Consider the following 19,725-nt stretch of genomic DNA (forward strand, 5'->3'; position numbering starts at 1 on the left):
AAGGATCTCCTGGTGAAAAGAAAATTCGATAACCTTACCTTAGGGCTTATAGTGGGCGTAGTTGTCCCAATTATTTCCTACTTTTTTGTTCTCCGATTTATCTATCCATTTCAGTTTGCCGACAAATCGCTGCACTCCATTTGGATTCACCTAATGGCGCCCAAGATGATAAGCATTGGTGCCATACCAAACCTTGCCTTCTTCTTCCTTTTTATTTACACAAACAGGTTGAAGTCGGGTAGGGGAGTGCTTATGGCCACTGTTTTCTATGCCATTGCAGTGCTTATCATGAAGTTAATTTGGTAAGTGTTTATCCAATGAAGTACTACTTGATAGCAGGTGAGGCCTCGGGCGATTTGCACGCATCCAACCTAATGCAAGGCATTTTACAGCACGACCCCCAAGCCCAGTTTCGTTTCTTCGGTGGCGACCTAATGGCTTCCAAAGGGGGTGAGCTGGTTAAGCATTACCGTGAGATGTCGTTCATGGGCTTTTGGGAAGTGCTCGTTAACCTTCGTCAGATATCAAGAAATTTAAACTATTGCAAAAAAGATATTGCCCAGTATAAACCCGATGCCGTTATTCTTGTCGATTATCCTGGGTTTAACATGCGAATTGCCAGGTTTGCTAAGCAGGCCGGGTACAAGGTGTTTTACTACATTGCTCCAAAGGTTTGGGCGTGGAAAGAGTCGCGGGTTAAGGCTTTAAGGAAATATGTAGATAAGTTGCTAATCATCTTCCCCTTTGAGGTCGATTACTTTAAAAAGCACGGTATTGATGCTGTTTACTGCGGAAACCCCTTGGTCGATTCGCTGGTGGAGGCGGAGAGAGATGGGGCTTTTATCCAACGCAACGAGCTGGGCACAAAGCCTATAATTGCTCTGCTTGCGGGTAGCCGAGTACAGGAGGTAAAGCATAATCTCCCGGTTATGATCAGTTTGGCAGGAAAATTGTCTGCCTATCAGCTGGTAATTGCTGGCGCACCCTCGCTCGATTATAGTGTGTATGAGCCCTACGTAAAGGGTTCCGAGGTGAAGATTATTTTCAATCAAACACAAGAACTGCTTAAGCACTCAGTGGCTGCAGTGGTTACCTCGGGCACAGCAACGCTTGAGGCAGCGCTGCTAAATGTACCCGAGGTGGTTTGCTATCGCGGTAGTCTTGCGTCAATGCTTATTGCTGGCATGTTTATAAAGGTTAAGTACATATCTCTGGTAAACCTAATAATGAATGCCGAGGTGGTGAGGGAACTTATACAGTTTAAGCTCAATAGCCAAACCCTGTTCGACGAGCTAAGCAGTGTTCTGCCTGGGCAACCCGGCAGGGAAAAGATGCTTAATAATTTTGCCCAGCTTCGGGAAATTCTTGGCGATAAGGGAGCCTCCAACCGATTTGCCGAGGCAATTGTGGAGTCAACAAAAAGCTAATTGTGTTCGTTTTGAAACTGATGTATTCCATTGATGTAACATAAGTTTTGCACTAACTATTTTATATGAAGCGAATAGTACTTTTTCTGACAGTTTTAGTATTGGTTTCAGCCGCAGTGGCTCAAAAGATAAGCGTTAGCTTACATAATGAGCTCAATTTGCAAACCGTTTTAATAACCCCAGTAAGTGGGCATTACACAATTATAACCGAGGATGGCAACTTTGCCTTAAGCCCTAACCAAATTATCTACATTTCGCGAGTTGGCGATTCGGTAAGGGTTCGCGATATGGCGTCGCACTTTGGCACGTGGAAGCGTATCTCCATTGTGGGACATACCGATAACGATGTTATCCGCATAAACTCCATTGTTCCATCATTTCCTGCCCGCATATACGATGAGAATCTTGTTTTTTATGTTGATTTTAATCGCCTAATGGCCATCAATATTGTGGATATCGACAAGTACATTGCAGGGGTTGTTGAGGCAGAGTCGGGGCCATCGGCGCATATCGAGTTTTACAAGGCGCAGGCGCTCTTGGCTCGCACCTACGCGCTGGGCCATATCGATAGGCACAAAGGCGAAGGATTTAACCTTTGCGATCAGGTACATTGCCAGGTATATAAGGGGCGAGCCAGCCGTAACCCCGATATACTGAAGGCTACCAAGGAAACCAGCGGCCAGATTGTTGTTGATGGCAACAGGGATCTTATTGTAGCCGCATTCCATGCCAACTGTGGTGGACAAACCGCCAATGCTGGCGATGTGTGGGTTACCTCGCAGGATTACTTGGTTTCTGTCCCCGATAGCTACTGTCGTAATATGCCCGGTGCAAGCTGGGAGGTGCGAATCCCTATAGATAGGTGGCGACAGTTTTTAATTGATCGCGGAATTCCTGCACAGGATATGGAGCCTAGCCAGTTTGCATACTCCAGCAAGGAGAGGGAATACTACTATGTTGTAGCCGGGAAGAAAATACCAACCACCGATGTTCGCACGTTCTTTAACCTTCGCTCGGCATACTTCTCTGTTGATATTGTTAGCAATATGGTTAGGGTGCGTGGCCGGGGGTACGGTCATGGCGTTGGCCTTTGCCAGGAGGGCGCCATGCAGATGGCCCGGAGGGGCAGAACCTATCAGGAAATTATTCAGCATTACTTCCAAGGGGTATCCATTACCCACTACACCGATGTGAATGGCTTCGATGAGGATATCAACATAGTTGATATTGATTAAGGTTTAATTCATATCGCATGAGCTACTGCCGTAACAGGTATATTATTGTGTTATATTAATCTATATATTTCTAATGTTTATAATTGACAAACCCTATGTTTCTGATTTGTTCAGAGATACGATTATTAAGAATAGCTACAAGCTGCTAAAAAACGAATTTGCTATTAATGCCGGCCACTTCAACGGCAATTTAATGTGCGATACCCAGCAGATGGTTAAGGAGTTTGAGGCAAAAGAGCTGCTTTACTTAAACTCAGAGAATAGCATTGAGTGGATTGCAACCAATTTGGCCAATACCTCTTTGCCTCAGTACATCAACGTTTTCAAGAACAAGGCCCTGTTTAGGGATATGATTCGCAAGATGTACCCCGATTTTTACTACCAGCAGCTCGATTTAAGCGAGCTTAGAGATTTTGATATTAATAGCGTAAGGAAACCTTTTATTGTAAAACCAGCAGTGGGCTTTTTGAGCCTTGGGGTGTATACCATATATAGCAACGATGACTGGGCTAATGCTGTGATAGCCATTGAGAAGGAGATGGTTGAGGTGAAGAATATGTTTCCCAAGGAGGTGCTAAATACCAGCAAGTTTATTATTGAGGAGTATATTGAGGGAACCGAGTACGCCTTTGATGCCTACTACGATAGCGAAGGAAATCCTGTGATAGTAAATATCCTCAAGCACCTTTTTGCCTCTGCAGAGGATGTTAGCGATAGGCTCTACATCACATCAAAAAGCATTATCAACGAGTTTAAGGATAAGTTCCAAGCCTTTCTGGAGGAGATGGGGCAAATCCTTCAGATTAGGAATATCCCCATTCACGTTGAGGTACGGGTAAATGGCGATTCAATAGTGCCCATTGAGGTAAATCCAATGCGATTTGCTGGGCTGTGCACTACCGACATTGCATACTATGCCTATGGAATTAACCCATATGAGTACTTTATTGAGCGCAAGAAGCCCGATTGGGAAAATATTCTAAAGGGTAAGGAGGGTAAGACCTACAGCATTGTTATTCTCGATAAGCCAAAGGATATTGATGCCAATAGTATTAAGGAGTTCGATTTCGAAAGCGTTCTCAAGGGATTCGAAAAACCGCTGGAGGTTCGACAGATGGATATTAAACGATATCCCGTGTTTGGCTTTGTTTTTGCCGAAACCCGCGACGAGAATTTTGCTGAGCTAGAGAGTATCCTTGCAAATGATTTGAGGGAGTTTATAAAGATATAACCTATCTTCAGATTCAATACTGGTTTGATGAGGTGAAAAAAATGACCTAAAGCCTTTAAGCATAAAGCGCAACCAATATAGTTTTGGTTGCGCTTTATGCTTTTGTAAACTATTGTTTATCCAAGGTTTTTTACCTTTTTCAAACCAAGCATTCTAACCATCCAGCTGGGTAGCGGTTTCTCGTCGTCTCGTTTATCTAGGTTTAGCGAAATGCCATACTTCTTGGCAATGGGTACCCTGTGAGTTTCTACAAACTCAATGAGCGTACCATCCGGATCCTCGATGTACGAGAAATGTCCTGCTGCCTCACCCATATCGAAGCTGCCCTTCTGGTTGTGCTTAACATTGGAGTTTACAGTAAAGGGAAATCCCTTCTCGTTACACTCCTTCTCCAGCTCATCCATTCGGCGGATATCGAAGCACAGATGAATAAACCCTGGATCGCCCCAGAATCGTCCTTCGTACAGCTTGGAGGGGGTGCGGTCAAGTGCCTGAATGAGTTCAATTTGGGCATCGCCCAGCATCCTGCTGAAAGCACCCTTACGAGGTTTGCTATGGGATAGTACCACCCTACGGAACGATCCACCGCCACCGTTAAGCCCACTCAGCTCGTCGAAGCTACCTGTTGCATCGGCAAGTATCTCGTCAAACTCAAGGATTTCGCGGTAAACGGGTAGGGCTTTATCAATATCCGAAACGCCAATAACCGCACCGTAGGTTGCGCCGGTGGGCTTGGTTGGGTTCTTCTTAAACCACCCAATTCGGGTTTCAATCACCTCGAACGTGTTGCCCCGTGGGTCTTCAACATAAAAATGCTTTTGTCCACTTGGACTTGCAGTGATAGCGGTTATTGAGTTTTTCTCCAGGTTGCTAAGGTGGTTGTGCGCCTTTTGTATATCGTAGCACTTAATTTTGGCAGCAAAAATCCCTAGGTCACCAAGCAGCGGTTTCTCCTTGGGCTCTACCGGGGTGCGGCCAGAGTACTGCCAAATCTCAAATCCACCACCACCCTCGATGTTAAGTGCTAGGGCAGCGTGCCTTTTTTGAGGCTGATTGCCGGTGTAGGGCAGCATGAGTTCGGCCACGGTATCGTCCTCAAAAACCCGAACATCCACGCCAAATGCCTCCATATACCATTTCCACGCTGGGTAAAGATTGGTAACCCCAATCCCAATTTGTTGTATTCCACAAATAATTTTCGACATTGTACTTATGCTTTTAGTTGGGTTTAATCTTTTTTATCACCTTGTAAAAAATGCGGGGGAACAACCTTTTTATATGAACCATAAGTAGCTCCTTACCGCCAATTAGCTTCTCGGGTTTCTTTGCTTCAATGGCTTTGATGTACTGCCTAGCGCACTCCTCTGCCGATATTCCATTGGCTTGTCCCGGATCCATAACCCCGTGCGATTTGCCATCGTTGGTTATGGCGTTTATGGAGATGTTGGTGTTTACCCTGCCGGGGTAGGCAATGGTTACGCTTATGCCCAGGGGCTCTAGCTCCAGCCTAAGCGTTTCGTAGTATCCTTGTATTGCATGCTTTGCCGCGGCATAGGCAGAGCGGTATGGGAACCCAAACTTGCCCGATATGCTGCTGGTGGCAGCAATGTAACCCGCCTTTTGCGCTATCATTCCGGGCATCACGGCCTTGGTTAGTATTACGTACGAGAAGAAGTCTATCTCCATCACCCTGCGATCGATTTCCAGCGGGGTTTCGTGCGCAAGCGAGCGTTGGCTTATACCGCCATTGTTTATTAGCAGGTAGATATTACCAAATCGATTAACCGTTTCGATGGCGGTGGTTTGCACCACGTTGGGGTCGGAGAGGTCGAATGCCACAGCTTCGCAGAAGCTGGTTAGCTTTATGCAGTTGGTTTTTACACGTTCCAGCTCAGCCTCGTTGTTCGACGATATAATGAGCCTAGCACCCTGCTTGGCCAACTCGTAGGCAAGAGCCTCACCAATGCCCGATGAGGCGCCAGTTACCCAGCATAGCTTATCCTTAAATACCATAGTAAAGAGTTTTGCAAAAAAATGAGGTTGAAGGATTGCCTCAACCTCTGCAAATATGCAAAATATTTAGGACATGGCTGATTGAAACTAGGATATGTCTATGCAGTAGTCGATACACATTACATTATGAAAAATTTCATAATGCCTTAGCTTATCCTTTACAGGTCATTGGTTATGTTTGCTTAAGCTTGCAAAAAATTATAAACATGAAATTTAACCGTTTTTCAATTCGTAGGCTGTTACTGTTTACTGCTTTATTTTTAGGGCTGATGCTTATTATGATTGGGGTGGTAACCAATACTTATCTTCGTCAGTCTTTTACTCACTTTGAAATGCTCACAGAAATTGAAGAGGTATTTAGCCTAGGGCTTAAGGCTAGAAACTTGGAGAAAGATTTTAGGCTTACCGAAGTGGTATATGATGATTTTTTTAGAACAGGTGAAAGTGAACGTATTAATGAGTTTGAAATGCTTTCACAAGATATTGCCTCGGCTTTGGCACGGTTACAAAGTTCGGATATCATTCAGGATTTAGGGCTAGAGCAACAAGTAGACTCAGCTGTTTGGCTACACAAGCAGTATGTTGCAACCTTTAAAGGGACAGTTGTTTTAGTTAAGGAAAGAGGGTTTAAAAACTTTGGACTAATTGGAGATTTTCGACAGGCAATCCATACCGTTGAGGGCCAGTTTAATGAACTCAGCAACTTTTACTACACAAGCCAAATGCTTACTCTTCGGAGGCATGAAAAGGATTATTTGCTTAGGAAAGACTTAACTTACCATAGAAAGTTTGAGATTGAGCTCAAACAATTAGTAGAAAATGTTTCTAGAGACAATCACATAGCTAACTCAAAGGAGTTAGTCTCACTATTGCAAAACTATGGTGCTCTTTTTAATAAGTTAATCGAAGTAGACCGGAAAATTGGCTTTACCAGTGAAGAAGGTTTGGTTGGCCAACTGACCCTTTTGGGGGCTTCGGTTGATAATGCAATAATGAGTATTCAATCAAGAGTTTTCAACTACTCGAAGAGTAAAATTGATTCTGCTGTACTGTTGCTCTTCATATTTATTGGCTTGCTGTCGATGTTTATAGTGGTTGTTATTTTTCTTGTTTCACGACATATTGTAGGCTCTATAAAGCGTTTGCAGAGCTACATCACACGCCTAGGCAAAGGGGAATTGCCCGAGAGTATTGAGGTGCAAAGTAACGATGAAATTGCACAGATGGAGCGTTCCATAAATATCCTAACAGAAAATTTAAGGAATACTAGGGCCTTTGCGATTGAAGTGGGCAACGGCAATTTGGAGTCAGATGTTAATGTGTTTGGGAACAAAGGCGATTTGGGCGGCGCACTTATCGATATGCGAAAAAAATTGCTGCAGGTGGCTCAAGAACGCGAAGCCCAGAACCTAGAAACTAATAGGCGGATGTGGGCTAATGAGGGGATGGCTCTTTTTACAGATATTCTTAGGGGGCGTGACAAAAGTTTGGAAGACTTTGCCTTTGATATAGTAAAAACCTTGGTTAAATATACGAACTCAAGCTTGGCAAGTCTTTTTATGATGAGCACTGATGAAGATGATAAGCCCTGCTTAAACTTGCTGGCAACATATGCTTACGATAGGAGAAAGTTTGTTAATTCTCGGGTTTATCTAAATGAAGGGTTGGTAGGGGTATGTGCCTTGGAGGCAGAAACTACCTTGCTCACAGAAATCCCAAAAGATTACATTAAGATAAATTCTGGGTTAGGCTTTGCTGCACCTACCTGTATTATTCTAGTCCCTTTGAAGGTGGACCAAAAAGTAGTTGGAGTTATTGAAATGGCAACATTTAATGTGTACCAACCTTTTGAGGTGGAATTCATTGAGCGGGTTTTAGCTAGCACTGCATCTACCTTGCAGATGGTAACAATTAATAATCAAACTAAGCTGCTTTTGGAGCAAACCCAGCAACAGGCCGAAGAACTTCAGGCACAGGAGGAGGAAATGCGACAAAATATGGAAGAGATGCAAACTACCCAGGAGTGGATGAACGCCAGAGAGGAAGAACTTAAAAATGCCTTGGCAGCTAAAGACGAGGAGATTAAACGAGTAATAGATATTGCTGAGCAAAATAAATCGGTTAACAATGAGAGGGTCTCAACTCTCGAGTCGATGGTTGAATTCTATAGTCAGAACTTTCTGGTGGCTGAGCTGAGCCATAAGGGCGATATCAAAACACGTAACGAGAAGTTTGAAAAGGTACTGGGGCAGATGAATGATGTTGAGATATACAGCATTTTCGATAATAGCTTAGCGGGTTACGAACAGGCGAATAGAATGGAGTGGGAGCGGGTGGTAAATGGAGAGACCTACAAAGGGTTTATTCATAGACTTGATTCTGAGGGCAATCAGATTGCTATTTATGCCATATTCTCTCCTGTTTTTAACTGCTTTGGGCAGGTTGATAAGGTGCTTTTCGTTGGCCTTAAGGTTGGCAAGGTAGATGATAGTCAGCCAGGTGGTATCTGGTTTAAAGACGACGGAAGCGCATTAATGCCTCTAGATCTTGGACAGGTTTTGTTGTCCTAAATCCCGGTAATTTGCTGATCATATATGTTTTAGTTTGCATCCTTACACAATTGCTTCGTTGTAAATATTCAAAATATGGTAATACTAGTATTGTCGGATTTACACATCGATAACGGTGATAGATTTGGCACCTTCGGGTGGAATTCGAGAAAGTTTATCCAAACCCTTAAAAAATTGGTAGAGGCATACCAAATTGATCAGGTTATACTAAATGGCGATATTCTAGATCTATACAAGTATAATTTCAAGGAGGTATATCGCAAGAACTTCGGTCTTATTTCCTACTTTAACCGTAAGGGATATATTTACATCAGAGGGAACCACGATCTTTTTAACCCATTAGCAAAGGATTCCCATACAATTACTAACAGCAGTGGCCAAAGAATTTACATTGAGCATGGCCATAATGCCGATTTTTTGAACGGAACTCGCATTGGCCGATCGATAGGGATGTTAGGGTTTTATCTGCTCAAAAAGATTATCAAGTTTAAGCTAGTTGAGACGATATATTTTAAGGCCGTAGAGTGGGACGATCAGATTAACCGAATACCAAAGAAATACAATACCTTTAAATACCTAAACTACGCCCTAAGCCTACTTAAGCAGCATGATGTGGTTATACTTGGCCATACGCACAAGTTGGAGGCTCACAAAACATACTACCTCAACAGCAAAAAGATGTATCTAAATACAGGTACTTGCTCTATGGGGCGCTTACAAGGAATTATACTAAATACCGAGACTTTAAGGTATGAAACCATTAAACTTGGGCAAGATGAGAGCCTTAGGTCTATACTACCATCTATCCCTAAAGTAAAACTTTCGTCAATAGCATAGGGTTCTATACAAAGCCAGATGGTAAGGGTTATAGTTTAATGCCTACGATGCAAATATCATCAGTCTGAAAATGCCCGTCCATCCATTGGTGTAGCTCTTTTTCCAGCTCTTCTTTTTGGAGTTCTAGCGGAAGGTTGGAGATTTTGAGAATATGGTTATGTAGCCGACGTTTCTGATACTTCTTACTCCTTTCACCTCCAAGTTGATCCTGGAACCCATCGGTACCAAGGTAAATTATATCACCCTCTTTGTAATTGAAACAGGCCGATCTGAATGAACTATTAGCATTATACTGCCAGTCTCCAATAGGGTGCTTATTCCCCTTGTGCAAATAGTACTCAACCCCCGAGACCTGAAGTATTTCTCGTCGACAGCTCGTGTAAAATATGGTTTTACTGCTAGGTTCTATGCAGCATAATGTAATATCTACCCACTCGTTGTCAAAAGGTGTTAGGGTATCGTTAGAGCTGAAACTTTCGATAAAACGGTTATTTACTTCCTTTATTATTGTATGGGTTTTCTTCAGCTTTTTGTTTAGGATAGCGTAATCGAGCAGGCTATGCATTAGCACCGAAAGGATAGCCCCAGGAACACCGTGCCCAGCACAATCGCCCACGGCAATATATGTAAGCCCGTTGCGCTCGGTTAACCAAAAAAAATCGCCCGACACAAAATGCTTGGGTTTGAAAAGCACAAATGCATCTTTAAAAATCCTATCGAAGTGTCTCTGCTTTGGGAAAAGCGCTTTTTGTAAAAACTCTGCATACCTTAAGCTATCCTCATAGGATGTAGACATAGTAGTTTCCATGCAGATTCTTTGTTGTGAAGGAAATGTTGTTGAAATGAAACTTTAAACCAGATACATACTGTGGAATAAAAATCTAAATAAAAAGGGTGAAGAAATTCCTCACCCAATTTGAAGTAATGCCAATCACTTTATTTATAATATTCCTTTTCCGATAAAACCTCGCCTGCCTCATTGTAAATTATCCATATCCCCGAGCGCTCCCCGTGGGCGTAGGTCATATCATAGCGTAGCGTTCCGTTCTCGTCCCAAACGTACCACTTGCCATGCTTTTGACCGGTTTCAAAATTGGCTTCCGCAACTTTTACCCCATGCTCGTTAAATGTTTCCCACTTTCCATCTGTTTTACCCTTGGTGAATGATCGGATCTCGTTTATTTGTCCATTGGCAAAGTAAAGCTGTGTGATGCCATGCAGAAGCCCATTCTGAATACTCATTTCAACTTTTAGTGTACCGTCAGCATGGTATTCTTTATGATATCCGGTGAAATGATTACCCTTTGCATCGAAGTAAACACCATCCTTTTCAACAACTTGAGCCAAGCCAATGGTGCTTGCCATCAACATAAGTAAGGTTAATAAAGTTAATCTCATAAGTAGTTAAGATGATTTATTTTAGTAATTATAATGCCTGTAAATGAGTGGTTTAAGTTAGTCTTCTAATGCTGTTCTACCTATGCAAAGTTATTAATTATTTGATTCCAAGTGCTGCTGAAATCATTAAGGGTACGGTGCAAGTTCTTATTCATTGCCAGGTTAAGTTATTGTTAATTACATTGGTTGGCGATATTAAGATGCTGATATATATGAACTTATGCAAGTTTTGGAGCATTCAGCATTATGTTGAATGTAATTGTGGTGTTTTGTGAGAACTACTCAATATTGCTGGCATCATCCGTACTGTTCGGGTGTATGAATACTGTTGTAAGGTTAACATTTCGTTAATCTAACCATAACCATTTAATAAACCCATTGCTAATTATCGAAGGTAACTTTGCGCTGTTATTTATTGATAATCCTAACTAATTCAACCTTTTTAAATTTTATCTTGATGTTAATAAAAAGAGTTTGTTTCGTATTGCTATCTCTTAGCGGCATTTTCAGCCAGCATCTATTTGCTCAAACAGGAGCCATTAAAGGAACTGTAAAAGAGGTGGGGTCGGACGAGACCTTACCAGGCGCCAATGTTATAATTGAGGGAACGACCATAGGGGTTTCAACAGATTTTGATGGCCAGTTTGAGATTAAGGGGCTTAAGCCGGGCAGGTACAATGTCAAGGTTTCTTTCATCTCATACAGCGAGAAAATACTTCCAAATATCAATGTTGTTGCTGGAGAAGAAACGTATGTAGAGGTTGAACTAGAGGATGCTGCTCTTACTATTACCTCTGTTACCATTGAGGGGCGATTACGACGAGATCGCGAGAATGTAATTCTGCTTGAGCAACGTAAAGCAACCAATATAACCCAGAGCATAGGCGCTCAAGAATTATCCCGTAAAGGAGTAGGTGATGTTGCAGCAGCAGTTACCAAGGTTACTGGGGTGTCGAGGCAGGAGGGAAGCAATAATATTTTTGTGAGGGGGCTTGGCGACCGCTACAACTCTACCACCCTAAATGGGCTCCCCATACCCTCCAACAACCCCGAAGAGAAGAATATTACCCTTAGTATATTTTCTACGGATATTGTAGATTACATCTCTATGGATAAGGTTTATCATAACAAGGTGTATGGCGATTTTGCCGGAGGGAATGTGAATATTGTATCGAAGAGGCATACTGGTGACGATTTCGTGCAAGTTGAGGTCGGTTCAGGCACTAATATAAATGCCATTGATGAGCAAACCTTCCCTATGCAGCAAGGCCCCAACCATTTTGGGTTTTATACTATTGCTCCACCGTCTACGCTGGAAAGGTTTGATTTTCATAACTCATTACTCTCTGTTGAGAAAACTCCTGTTTTGACTGATGTAGCGTTATCGGCTGGTAAAGAGTTTACACTTAACGAACAATCCCTTTCGCTGTTTGCTACAGTTGGTTTTAACAATGGTTTCGCCAGTAAGGAGGGCATAGCAAAAAGTGTTAACAATACAGGGTATGCTAGCAAAGACCTGCGGTTAAAGTCTTACGACTACACCACTAACACAACGGGTATGCTAAATGCCGGATATCAATTTTCGGCAAGCAGTTCTTTGTACTACAACCTGCTATTTATCAACTCGACTAACCAGTTGAATGAGAATTACCAAGGAACCATTCTGGATATTGCCAACTACGACAACGGACTATTATCCCGAAAAACATTCGAAAAGAATACGCTTTTTATAAATCAGCTGCTTGGCGAACACAAGCTAAACCATAATTTGGATATCAATTGGGGAGTATCGCATAACTCCATAACCAGCGACCAGCCCGACCGAATACAGAATACTTTTAGAGGGGTTGACGAGGGGTATCTTTTTGGTCAGAATCAGATTACCGATAACCATAGATACTTTCACTACCTATTGGAAACGGAGTATGCCGCAAATGCTTCAGCAAGCTATGCTTTGGCTAAGGGGAACGATGGCAAGCAAAAGGGAACGATAACCCTTGGAGGGTTCGCTCGACTCAAGGAGCGCGAGTTCAATGCAACCCAGTTCAACTTTCGTATTAAGCAGAATATGATTGTCGACCCCAATAATTTGGATACATATTTTAATCAGCCAAACCTAGAGAACGATTATTTCACCATCGAAACATTTAGGGGCAACCAGTTTGTTCCAAATGTTTTAAAACCTCAGGAGTATGGTGGAACTCAAATTATCTCAGGCGGCTATTTAAACTTTGAGTACAATATATCTCCAAAGTTTACCGCACTGTTAGGTGTAAGAGCCGAAAGCATTTACCAAGATGTACGGTGGAATACTCAGCTCGATCCTCGTGACAGAAGCGATGCCATTGAAAAGTTTGGCCTGTTGCCTAGCATTACAACCCGATACGAGATATCTGAAAAGCAAAACCTTAGGCTTGCCGCTAGCAAAACATACACCTTACCCCAGTTTAAGGAGCGTGCCCTGTTTATTTACGAGGAGGTTACGCAGGTTAAGCTCGGAAACCCCGATCTGTACGCATCGGATAACTATAACCTGGATGTAAAGTGGGAGCTATTCCCTAGCAGTGGTGAGATTATCTCCATCACTGGTTACGGAAAATACATCTTGAACCCCATAAATGAGGTCACCATATCATCGGCTACTAGCGATATATCTTTCCTTAATACTGGCGACTGGGGCTATGTGGCTGGTGTGGAGTTCGAACTACGAAAAAGCATATACAGCGGTAATTCAACCAGGCTCAATGGTGGAGTTAATGCCTCGTATTTACACACCGACCAAATGCTCGATTCCGATAAAATTTCCAATGAAACCAATTACCGGGTTCGCTTTACCCACGAAAAGGCAAAGTTTTCTGGTGCATCAGACTGGCTTGTTAATGCAGACTTAACATTAATCAAAGATTTTAACGACTCCCAAAGCAATGTTATGGTAACCCTTGCATACAACTACACATCCGACAATATCTATGCAATAGGTACAAACGCCTCGGGGAATATAGTAAATAAAGCAATAAATTCTCTCGATTTGGTTGTGAAATCCAATATTAACCAACGTATTTCTATCAGCGCTAGCATAAAGAATATCTTGGATCCAAAAGTTGAAAGAGTGCAGGAGAACTTAAATGGGCCCGTCACGGTGATGTCGTACCAAAAGGGGATGCTTACGAGCGTTAAGTTAGGCTACCGATTTTAGCTCTTGCTTTATCCAATCTTAATGTTAACATAAGGTACAGTTAGCTAGCAAGAGGTTTGGCCGGGCTACTTTTGTCGTAAATAAATTTACTAACCTAAACAAACAAGACAAATGAAAAAGACACTTTTTGGATTAACAGCAATCCTTCTAACTTTTGCAGTTGCAACCACAAGTTGTAAAAAAGATCCAGTTCCAGAGCCAGACGTTAACCAAATGGATCCTAACGATTGGCAAGGAGATATCTCCGACAAGGTAACCCTAGATGCATCAAAAACTTACAAGCTAACAGGAATGATTGATGTGCTTGACGGTGCTGAGCTAACAATTCCAGCAGGAACCATAATTGAAGGCGTTGGTGGTACCTCAGCAGCAATTGTTGTTCACCAAGGCGGAAAAATATTCGTTAACGGAACCAAAGACCAGCCAGTTGTAATGACCTCGGGCTTGGCGCAAAAGAACCGTGGCGATTGGGGTGGACTAGTAATCTGCGGTAGGGCTACTTGTAACTCAGGCGGCGGTATGTCAGAGGTTGGCGATGTTCCCTACGGTGGTGATATCGATAATGACAACTCAGGCGTTATTCGTTACCTTAGGATTGAATACTCGGGTGCAGCATTCAATAGCGAGAAGGAGTACAATGGCCTTTCACTGTTTGGAGTGGGCAGCGGAACCAAAATTGAATATGTTCAAATTCACGAAAATGCCGATGATGGCATAGAGTTCTATGGTGGTACTGTAACTGCTGATTATATCGTAAGCTCGCATATCGAAGACGATATGTTCGATTGGACCGAAGGATGGTCTGGGGGCGGATCGAATTGGTATGGTAAAAACGACCAAGGGTATGGCAACAGGGGTATGGAGTGTGACAATTGGTCGAAAAACTTTGCTGCAACCCCAGTGGCTAACCCAACCATATCAAACGTAACGTTAATTGGAAGTGGCGATCAAGGCGACGAACCCCAGGCATTAATGTTAAGAGCTGGAACTGCTGGAAGCATAGACAATGTAGTGGTGAAGAATTGGAAAACCGGCATAGAGGTTCGTAGCGACGAATCCATTGCAAACATAGCAAACAGTACCCTAAAGGTAACCAACATTAAGTTTGTTGATGTTGCAGCTGAATTGGTGGTTAAAAATTCCGATAACGAAACAGTAACAGGCGAAGAGCACGCTGTTCTTTACACGGTTAACCAGAATGCAACCGGTGCTGGTGCAGGAACCGCAGTGCCCGAGTGGGCCAAAGGCTGGACAATAGGTTTAGAGTAACAAGTAGAGCAAGGAGTAAAAAAACCTGTCGTAAATGGCAGGTTTTTTTGTTTTTATACAATACCTTTACCTAAAGGTAATGTTTTCTTAACATTGAAAACGCTAGGTTTCATTAACATTGCCAGTAAATAGTTCTGTTTCTCATATTGCTCTTGTTAATTTCTGGAAAAAAGTTCCAATGAACAATTCAAACTATAGAATACTACTCGTCGACGACGAGCCCGATATCCTTGAATTTGTAGGCTATAACCTACGTAAGGAAGAGTTTCAAGTTTACACGGCAAGCAATGGACGCGATGCCATTGGAATGGCCGAGGAGATCCACCCTCACCTTATTCTCCTTGATGTGATGATGCCCGAAATGGATGGCGTTGAGACCTGTGAGGAAATTCGTCGGCACAAAACGCTAAAGGATACACTGGTGGCTTTTCTTACAGCCCGAGGTGAAGACTACTCCCAGATTGCAGGGTTCGACGCAGGTGGCGATGACTACATCACCAAACCAATTAAGCCCAAGGTTTTGGTTAGCAGGGTAAAGGCTTTGCTTAAGCGGGTTGATCTGAAAATTTTTGAGGATACCCCCACAGCGCTTTATGAGAAAGGAATCCTAATAGATAAGGAAAGGTACGTTGTGATGAAGGATGGGGAGGAGATTACCCTGCCCAAGAAAGAGTTTGAGCTACTAACCCTTCTGTATAGCAGGCCGCAAAAGGTGTTTACCCGCGACGAAATATTCTCATCGGTGTGGGGCGATAATATTATTGTGGGCGACCGAACCATAGATGTTCACATCAGAAAACTCCGCGAAAAGATTGGCGATGAGTTTATTCGTACCGTCAAGGGTGTGGGATACAAGTTTATGGACTAACTTTTTTAATTATTATTCGTTAACTTGCCAAGCAACCTATACGAATAATTTTCCCATGGAACTATTTAAGTGGAGCAACCGCTACAGCGTTTGCATCGATAGTATCGACGAGGAGCACAAGGGGCTTTTTAAGCTAATAAATTCCCTTTACTCGTCGCTTACCGAAGGCCAAGCACAAGATATTCTTTCCGAAGTTTTAGATAAGCTATTCGAGTACACCCAAAAGCACTTTAGGCGCGAGGAATCGTTGCTTAGGGCGGCCAACTACCCATATTTGGCTAACCACATCGCCCTGCATGAGTACTTTGAGCAGTCTATAGTGAAGTATAATCAGCAGCTACAGGACGATCCCTCGTCGCTTACCATCGAAATCCTTTCCTTTCTTCGCGATTGGCTAATCCAGCATATCCAAGGAGTAGATATGGATTACGTTCCCTACCTAAAGGACAAAAATTTAAGCTAGCCAATCGATACCAGTAATTCTTTAACCAATATTATGACGTTAGATCTGCATATCAGAAGCTATAAGCCTGAGGATTTCGATCAGGTAATGTCGCTTTGGATTGCAACAGGGTTAGGGAATCCTCAGCGAGGGGACAATCAACAGATTGTTGAGAATAGCATTTCGCTCGGCGGCGAGCTGCTGGTTGCCGTTACTCCCAGCAACGAGGTAGTGGGTACCTCGTGGATGACTTTTGATGGGCGAAGGCTGCATCTCCATCATTTTGGCGTGTTACCCAAATATCAGCGTCGTGGAATTGGCGATTTACTAACCCGCGAATCGCTTCGCTTTGCCAAGCGAAAAGGCTACCAAATTAAGCTAGAGGTGCACCAATCCAACGCAGCCGCCATTGAGCTATACAAAAAGCACGGCTTCCAATTCCTAGGCGATTATGATGTGTATATAGTAAGAGACCTAGAATTAATAAACCTTTAAACCTGTTTTTTTATCATCTCCGTTCTCTAGCCTCGGTCGTATTTATCTCTTCGGGTTTACCTGCTCTACCGGTTGGTAGACAGGCTCTGGTAGGCTCTACCCGGCAAATGTGGCTAAATCTTCAACTTTAGATTGGCATCCCGATGGGAGTAACTGTATGCGCAGCAAACCGTCTGCTGGAGAATTTGCAAAATTGCCCGACTCAATTGCACCCAGTTCGAATGGGGCCGAAACTAAAGAGTAAATATTTGGAGTGCTATTGTTTGTAGTGTGGGTGCAACCCCCAAGTATATTCCGACTGCGGTACAACCTCCGCCGAGCGAGGCGTAAAATTCGAGTCCTAAATGTTTATCATCCTTCCCACCGCATCGCTAAACCCCGATTCGTTATTCGATCGCACCACCTTAAACTGCCTTTTCAGCTCGTCTGGTGCATTATCTACCATGAAGCTATGCGGCGTGTGGTTTAGCATGTCCAGGTCGTTGTAGTCGTTGCCAATGGCCATTAGCTCGTTGGGCCTTACGGAAAGGTTCCGGCAAAGCCGTTCAATACCATAAGCCTTTGAAACATCGCGCCGAAAAATCTCCATCCAAATGGAGTGCCCATCCAGTGGCGATGTGGCTCGAATAACCTTAAGGTCGGGAAACTTGGTTTTTAAAGATTCAAACCACTTTACATCACAGGGGAGAATAACAATTATTTGAGTAGCATCGGATTCGTAAACCACACCAGGGATGTAGGGTTGACAGAACTGTGAGTATATTTTAACCCTACGGGTAAAGTCGGGGTTACTTTTGCTACTCTGGTGGTACAAAAATCGGTGGTTGGTAGGAATAGGTTCATGCACCATGAAATCTACTCCATGAGCCACTAGCTCATCCACAACACCTTGTACCTGGGTGCTGTTAATTTGGGTTGTGTAGAGTATTTGGTTATTGCTCCACCTAACAGCACCTGCCCCCGACGAGAAAACCAGATAGTCGATGGGGAAATCGCTTGCGATAACCTTACCAAAAGAGTATGGCGAGCGCCCTGTGGCAACCACTCTAACAATACCCATCTCGCCAAGCCGATGTAATGTATGCAAATCCTCTTCGCTAACCATCTCGGTTGAGGTTAGCAGTGTGCCGTCGAGGTCGGTTACTACCATTTTTATTGGTGTGTTGCTCATGCGTATGCTGTGTATTATGCTTGGCACACTTTAATCAAAAATCAATGGCCAAAACTAAACATTATGTATTGGTATTCGTTAAACCAATACGGACAAAGTAAGGTATGCTGACAAAGCACACAAATTTATCAAATCTTTTACGAAGCCCCAAAAGAGTTGCTTTTAGGGCAATGTAATTGTTTTGTAGTGTAGCCCTAGCTTTGTAAGTTAATATGAGTTAACAAGCATTAATACACACTTAATAATTTTTTAATTTGAAATGTATTCTTTATTTTTATAGCACATTATTACTTAACTAAACAGCAAAGCTATGTCGAAAACAATCACATTTAACGAGCTCAGGAGGGTTAAGGATCAGCTTCCTGATGGGACTATGCAGATTATTGCAGAGAAGTTGAACCTGAATGCGGAGACCGTTCGTAATTATTTTGGCGGCACCAATTGGGAGAATGGCGAGTCTGTAGGGTTTCATTACGAGCAAGGACCCGATGGCGGAATTGTGACACTTGACGACACCACTATACTTGAATTGGCTTACGAAATGATAGAAAACCAAGCTAAAGCCGAAGTGTAGTCGAGTAAACTTATTGGCGAGCAAAGGCAGAAATCAACTTTCTGCCTTTGTTCATTTATTGCCCTTTGTACTAACTTTGCACCGTGGATAATTTGGCAGAATACATAAAGCTGGCCGAGGATAAATGGATGCCATCCATTTACGCTTTTCTGCATTCATTGTATAATGGTATTCACTTGCCCTCGCACGACGTTAATCACCATGTGCGGGTGTGGAGTTATGCCAAGGAACTGCTTTCGCATATCTATACCAAGGCCCCAGCATCCTGCTCTTTTATAGAGCAAGCGCTGGTTGGCTGTATGTTTCATGATACAGGCCTAATTGTTGACCATAGCGAGCGCCATGGACACCATAGCAAGGTGCTTTTTGAGCAGTTCCTTAGCAAATACCCTCAGCTAGCCCTACCTAATGTTGAAGATACGCTTTATGCTATTGAGCACCATGACGATAAAAGTCTGAAGCAGTCGGCAGGCTTTGGCGTAGGAACTTCTCATTCGCTTGTCGATCTGGTTTCTTCTGCCGACGATCTAGATGCTTTTGGCCGTATAGGTGTATATAGGTATATCGAGATATATGCGCTAAGGGGTATCCCGGTTGAGAATATCCCCGCTATGGTTATCCCTAACCTCTCCAATAGATTTGAGAATTTCTGCTGCAGATTTTCGAACTTCTCAACCTTAGTTGAGACTCATAGAGATAGGTATTTGGAAACAAAAAGATTTTTTGAGGAAGCTGACAATCAGAGTGCGCAAGATTTTATATTTAGCACAGATGAATTTAAGATAGTCAACAATATGGTGGAAGTGCTGGTCAATAGGCAGATGGACATTAAATCGGCAATAGTTATGGGTATTATGTCTGGACTCTCAGCTGGTCAGGTGGGATACTACATGGGGCTAAAAGAGGAATTAGGGCTTTAGAAAGACTTCATGTGGTCTTTTCTGATGATAATAATCTTCTCTTTCAATTCAACCTTTTAGCTATTTTCGCGTCCTATTC

The 19,725-nt window shown here is 43.0% G+C and carries 18 protein-coding genes; 13 read left to right on the forward strand and 5 right to left on the reverse strand.

Features of this window, described 5'->3' with window-relative positions:
* Window positions 1–12 precede the first annotated feature (12 nt).
* The 4 genes from G8O23_RS00685 (at window position 13) to G8O23_RS00700 (ending at window position 3,893) form a co-directional block, all read left to right on the forward strand.
* Complete coding sequence (locus G8O23_RS00685) at window positions 13–306, forward strand: hypothetical protein (protein WP_166360676.1); 294 nt, start codon at window positions 13–15, stop codon at window positions 304–306.
* Between the two features lie 11 nt (window positions 307–317).
* Entirely contained in the window at window positions 318–1,427 is a 1,110-nt protein-coding gene (gene lpxB, locus G8O23_RS00690) for a lipid-A-disaccharide synthase (RefSeq protein WP_166360678.1), read from the forward strand.
* Window positions 1,428–1,492: 65 nt separating this feature from the next.
* The gene (locus G8O23_RS00695; protein ID WP_166360680.1) at window positions 1,493–2,662 is read left to right on the forward strand and encodes a SpoIID/LytB domain-containing protein; all 1,170 of its coding nucleotides are present in this window, start codon (window positions 1,493–1,495) and stop codon (window positions 2,660–2,662) included.
* A gap of 106 nt (window positions 2,663–2,768) precedes the next feature.
* Window positions 2,769–3,893, forward strand: coding sequence for an ATP-grasp domain-containing protein (locus tag G8O23_RS00700; protein WP_166360682.1), 1,125 nt, complete (start codon window positions 2,769–2,771; stop codon window positions 3,891–3,893).
* A gap of 116 nt (window positions 3,894–4,009) precedes the next feature.
* Here G8O23_RS00700 and G8O23_RS00705 read toward each other — a convergent pair whose 3' ends face one another.
* Both G8O23_RS00705 and G8O23_RS00710 read right to left on the reverse strand, forming a co-directional pair.
* A complete protein-coding gene (locus G8O23_RS00705; protein WP_166360684.1) occupies window positions 4,010–5,098 on the reverse strand; it encodes a VOC family protein in 1,089 nt (362 codons plus the stop codon).
* Window positions 5,099–5,111: 13 nt separating this feature from the next.
* Window positions 5,112–5,906 carry an SDR family oxidoreductase gene (locus G8O23_RS00710; protein ID WP_166360686.1) on the reverse strand — a complete coding sequence of 265 codons (795 nt, stop codon included), beginning with the start codon at window positions 5,904–5,906 and terminating at the stop codon, window positions 5,112–5,114.
* Between the two features lie 206 nt (window positions 5,907–6,112).
* Here G8O23_RS00710 and G8O23_RS00715 point away from each other — a divergent pair, with 206 nt between their 5' ends.
* Both G8O23_RS00715 and G8O23_RS00720 read left to right on the forward strand, forming a co-directional pair.
* Window positions 6,113–8,476 carry a GAF domain-containing protein gene (locus tag G8O23_RS00715; protein ID WP_166360688.1) on the forward strand — a complete coding sequence of 788 codons (2,364 nt, stop codon included), beginning with the start codon at window positions 6,113–6,115 and terminating at the stop codon, window positions 8,474–8,476.
* 75 nt (window positions 8,477–8,551) lie between these two features.
* Window positions 8,552–9,313: a metallophosphoesterase family protein gene (locus G8O23_RS00720; RefSeq protein WP_166360690.1), complete on the forward strand. Its 762-nt coding sequence runs from the start codon at window positions 8,552–8,554 to the stop codon at window positions 9,311–9,313.
* 28 nt (window positions 9,314–9,341) lie between these two features.
* Here the strand turns inward: G8O23_RS00720 and G8O23_RS00725 are convergent, their stop codons facing one another.
* Window positions 9,342–10,121, reverse strand: a complete 780-nt coding sequence (locus tag G8O23_RS00725) for a PP2C family protein-serine/threonine phosphatase (RefSeq protein WP_166360692.1) — start codon at window positions 10,119–10,121, stop codon at window positions 9,342–9,344.
* A 128-nt stretch (window positions 10,122–10,249) separates the two neighbouring features.
* Window positions 10,250–10,711 carry a toxin-antitoxin system YwqK family antitoxin gene (locus G8O23_RS00730; RefSeq protein ID WP_166360694.1) on the reverse strand — a complete coding sequence of 154 codons (462 nt, stop codon included), beginning with the start codon at window positions 10,709–10,711 and terminating at the stop codon, window positions 10,250–10,252.
* A gap of 457 nt (window positions 10,712–11,168) precedes the next feature.
* Here G8O23_RS00730 and G8O23_RS00735 point away from each other — a divergent pair, with 457 nt between their 5' ends.
* The 5 genes from G8O23_RS00735 to G8O23_RS00755 all read left to right on the forward strand — a co-directional run bounded on the left by G8O23_RS00735 (window position 11,169) and on the right by G8O23_RS00755 (window position 16,981).
* Entirely contained in the window at window positions 11,169–13,907 is a 2,739-nt protein-coding gene (locus tag G8O23_RS00735; protein WP_166360696.1) for a TonB-dependent receptor, read from the forward strand.
* A 111-nt stretch (window positions 13,908–14,018) separates the two neighbouring features.
* Window positions 14,019–15,176, forward strand: a complete 1,158-nt coding sequence (locus G8O23_RS00740; RefSeq protein ID WP_166360698.1) for a hypothetical protein — start codon at window positions 14,019–14,021, stop codon at window positions 15,174–15,176.
* Between the two features lie 178 nt (window positions 15,177–15,354).
* Entirely contained in the window at window positions 15,355–16,044 is a 690-nt protein-coding gene (locus tag G8O23_RS00745; protein WP_166360700.1) for a response regulator transcription factor, read from the forward strand.
* Between the two features lie 55 nt (window positions 16,045–16,099).
* Window positions 16,100–16,507 carry a bacteriohemerythrin gene (locus G8O23_RS00750; RefSeq protein ID WP_166360702.1) on the forward strand — a complete coding sequence of 136 codons (408 nt, stop codon included), beginning with the start codon at window positions 16,100–16,102 and terminating at the stop codon, window positions 16,505–16,507.
* Between the two features lie 33 nt (window positions 16,508–16,540).
* Window positions 16,541–16,981 (forward strand): GNAT family N-acetyltransferase, encoded by a 441-nt coding sequence (locus tag G8O23_RS00755; protein ID WP_166360704.1) that lies wholly within the window; start codon window positions 16,541–16,543, stop codon window positions 16,979–16,981.
* Window positions 16,982–17,321: 340 nt separating this feature from the next.
* Here the strand turns inward: G8O23_RS00755 and G8O23_RS00760 are convergent, their stop codons facing one another.
* Window positions 17,322–18,152, reverse strand: a complete 831-nt coding sequence (locus tag G8O23_RS00760) for an HAD-IIB family hydrolase (protein ID WP_166360706.1) — start codon at window positions 18,150–18,152, stop codon at window positions 17,322–17,324.
* A 310-nt stretch (window positions 18,153–18,462) separates the two neighbouring features.
* On the opposite strand from G8O23_RS00760, the gene G8O23_RS00765 reads away from it, so the two are divergent.
* Window positions 18,463–18,726 carry a DNA-binding protein gene (locus tag G8O23_RS00765; RefSeq protein ID WP_166360708.1) on the forward strand — a complete coding sequence of 88 codons (264 nt, stop codon included), beginning with the start codon at window positions 18,463–18,465 and terminating at the stop codon, window positions 18,724–18,726.
* Between the two features lie 92 nt (window positions 18,727–18,818).
* Complete coding sequence (locus G8O23_RS00770; RefSeq protein WP_166360710.1) at window positions 18,819–19,646, forward strand: HD domain-containing protein; 828 nt, start codon at window positions 18,819–18,821, stop codon at window positions 19,644–19,646.
* The last annotated feature ends 79 nt before the right edge of the window (window positions 19,647–19,725 follow it).

The organism is Perlabentimonas gracilis, assembly GCF_011174675.1.
GTDB classification, from domain to species: domain Bacteria; phylum Bacteroidota; class Bacteroidia; order Bacteroidales; family Tenuifilaceae; genus Perlabentimonas; species Perlabentimonas gracilis.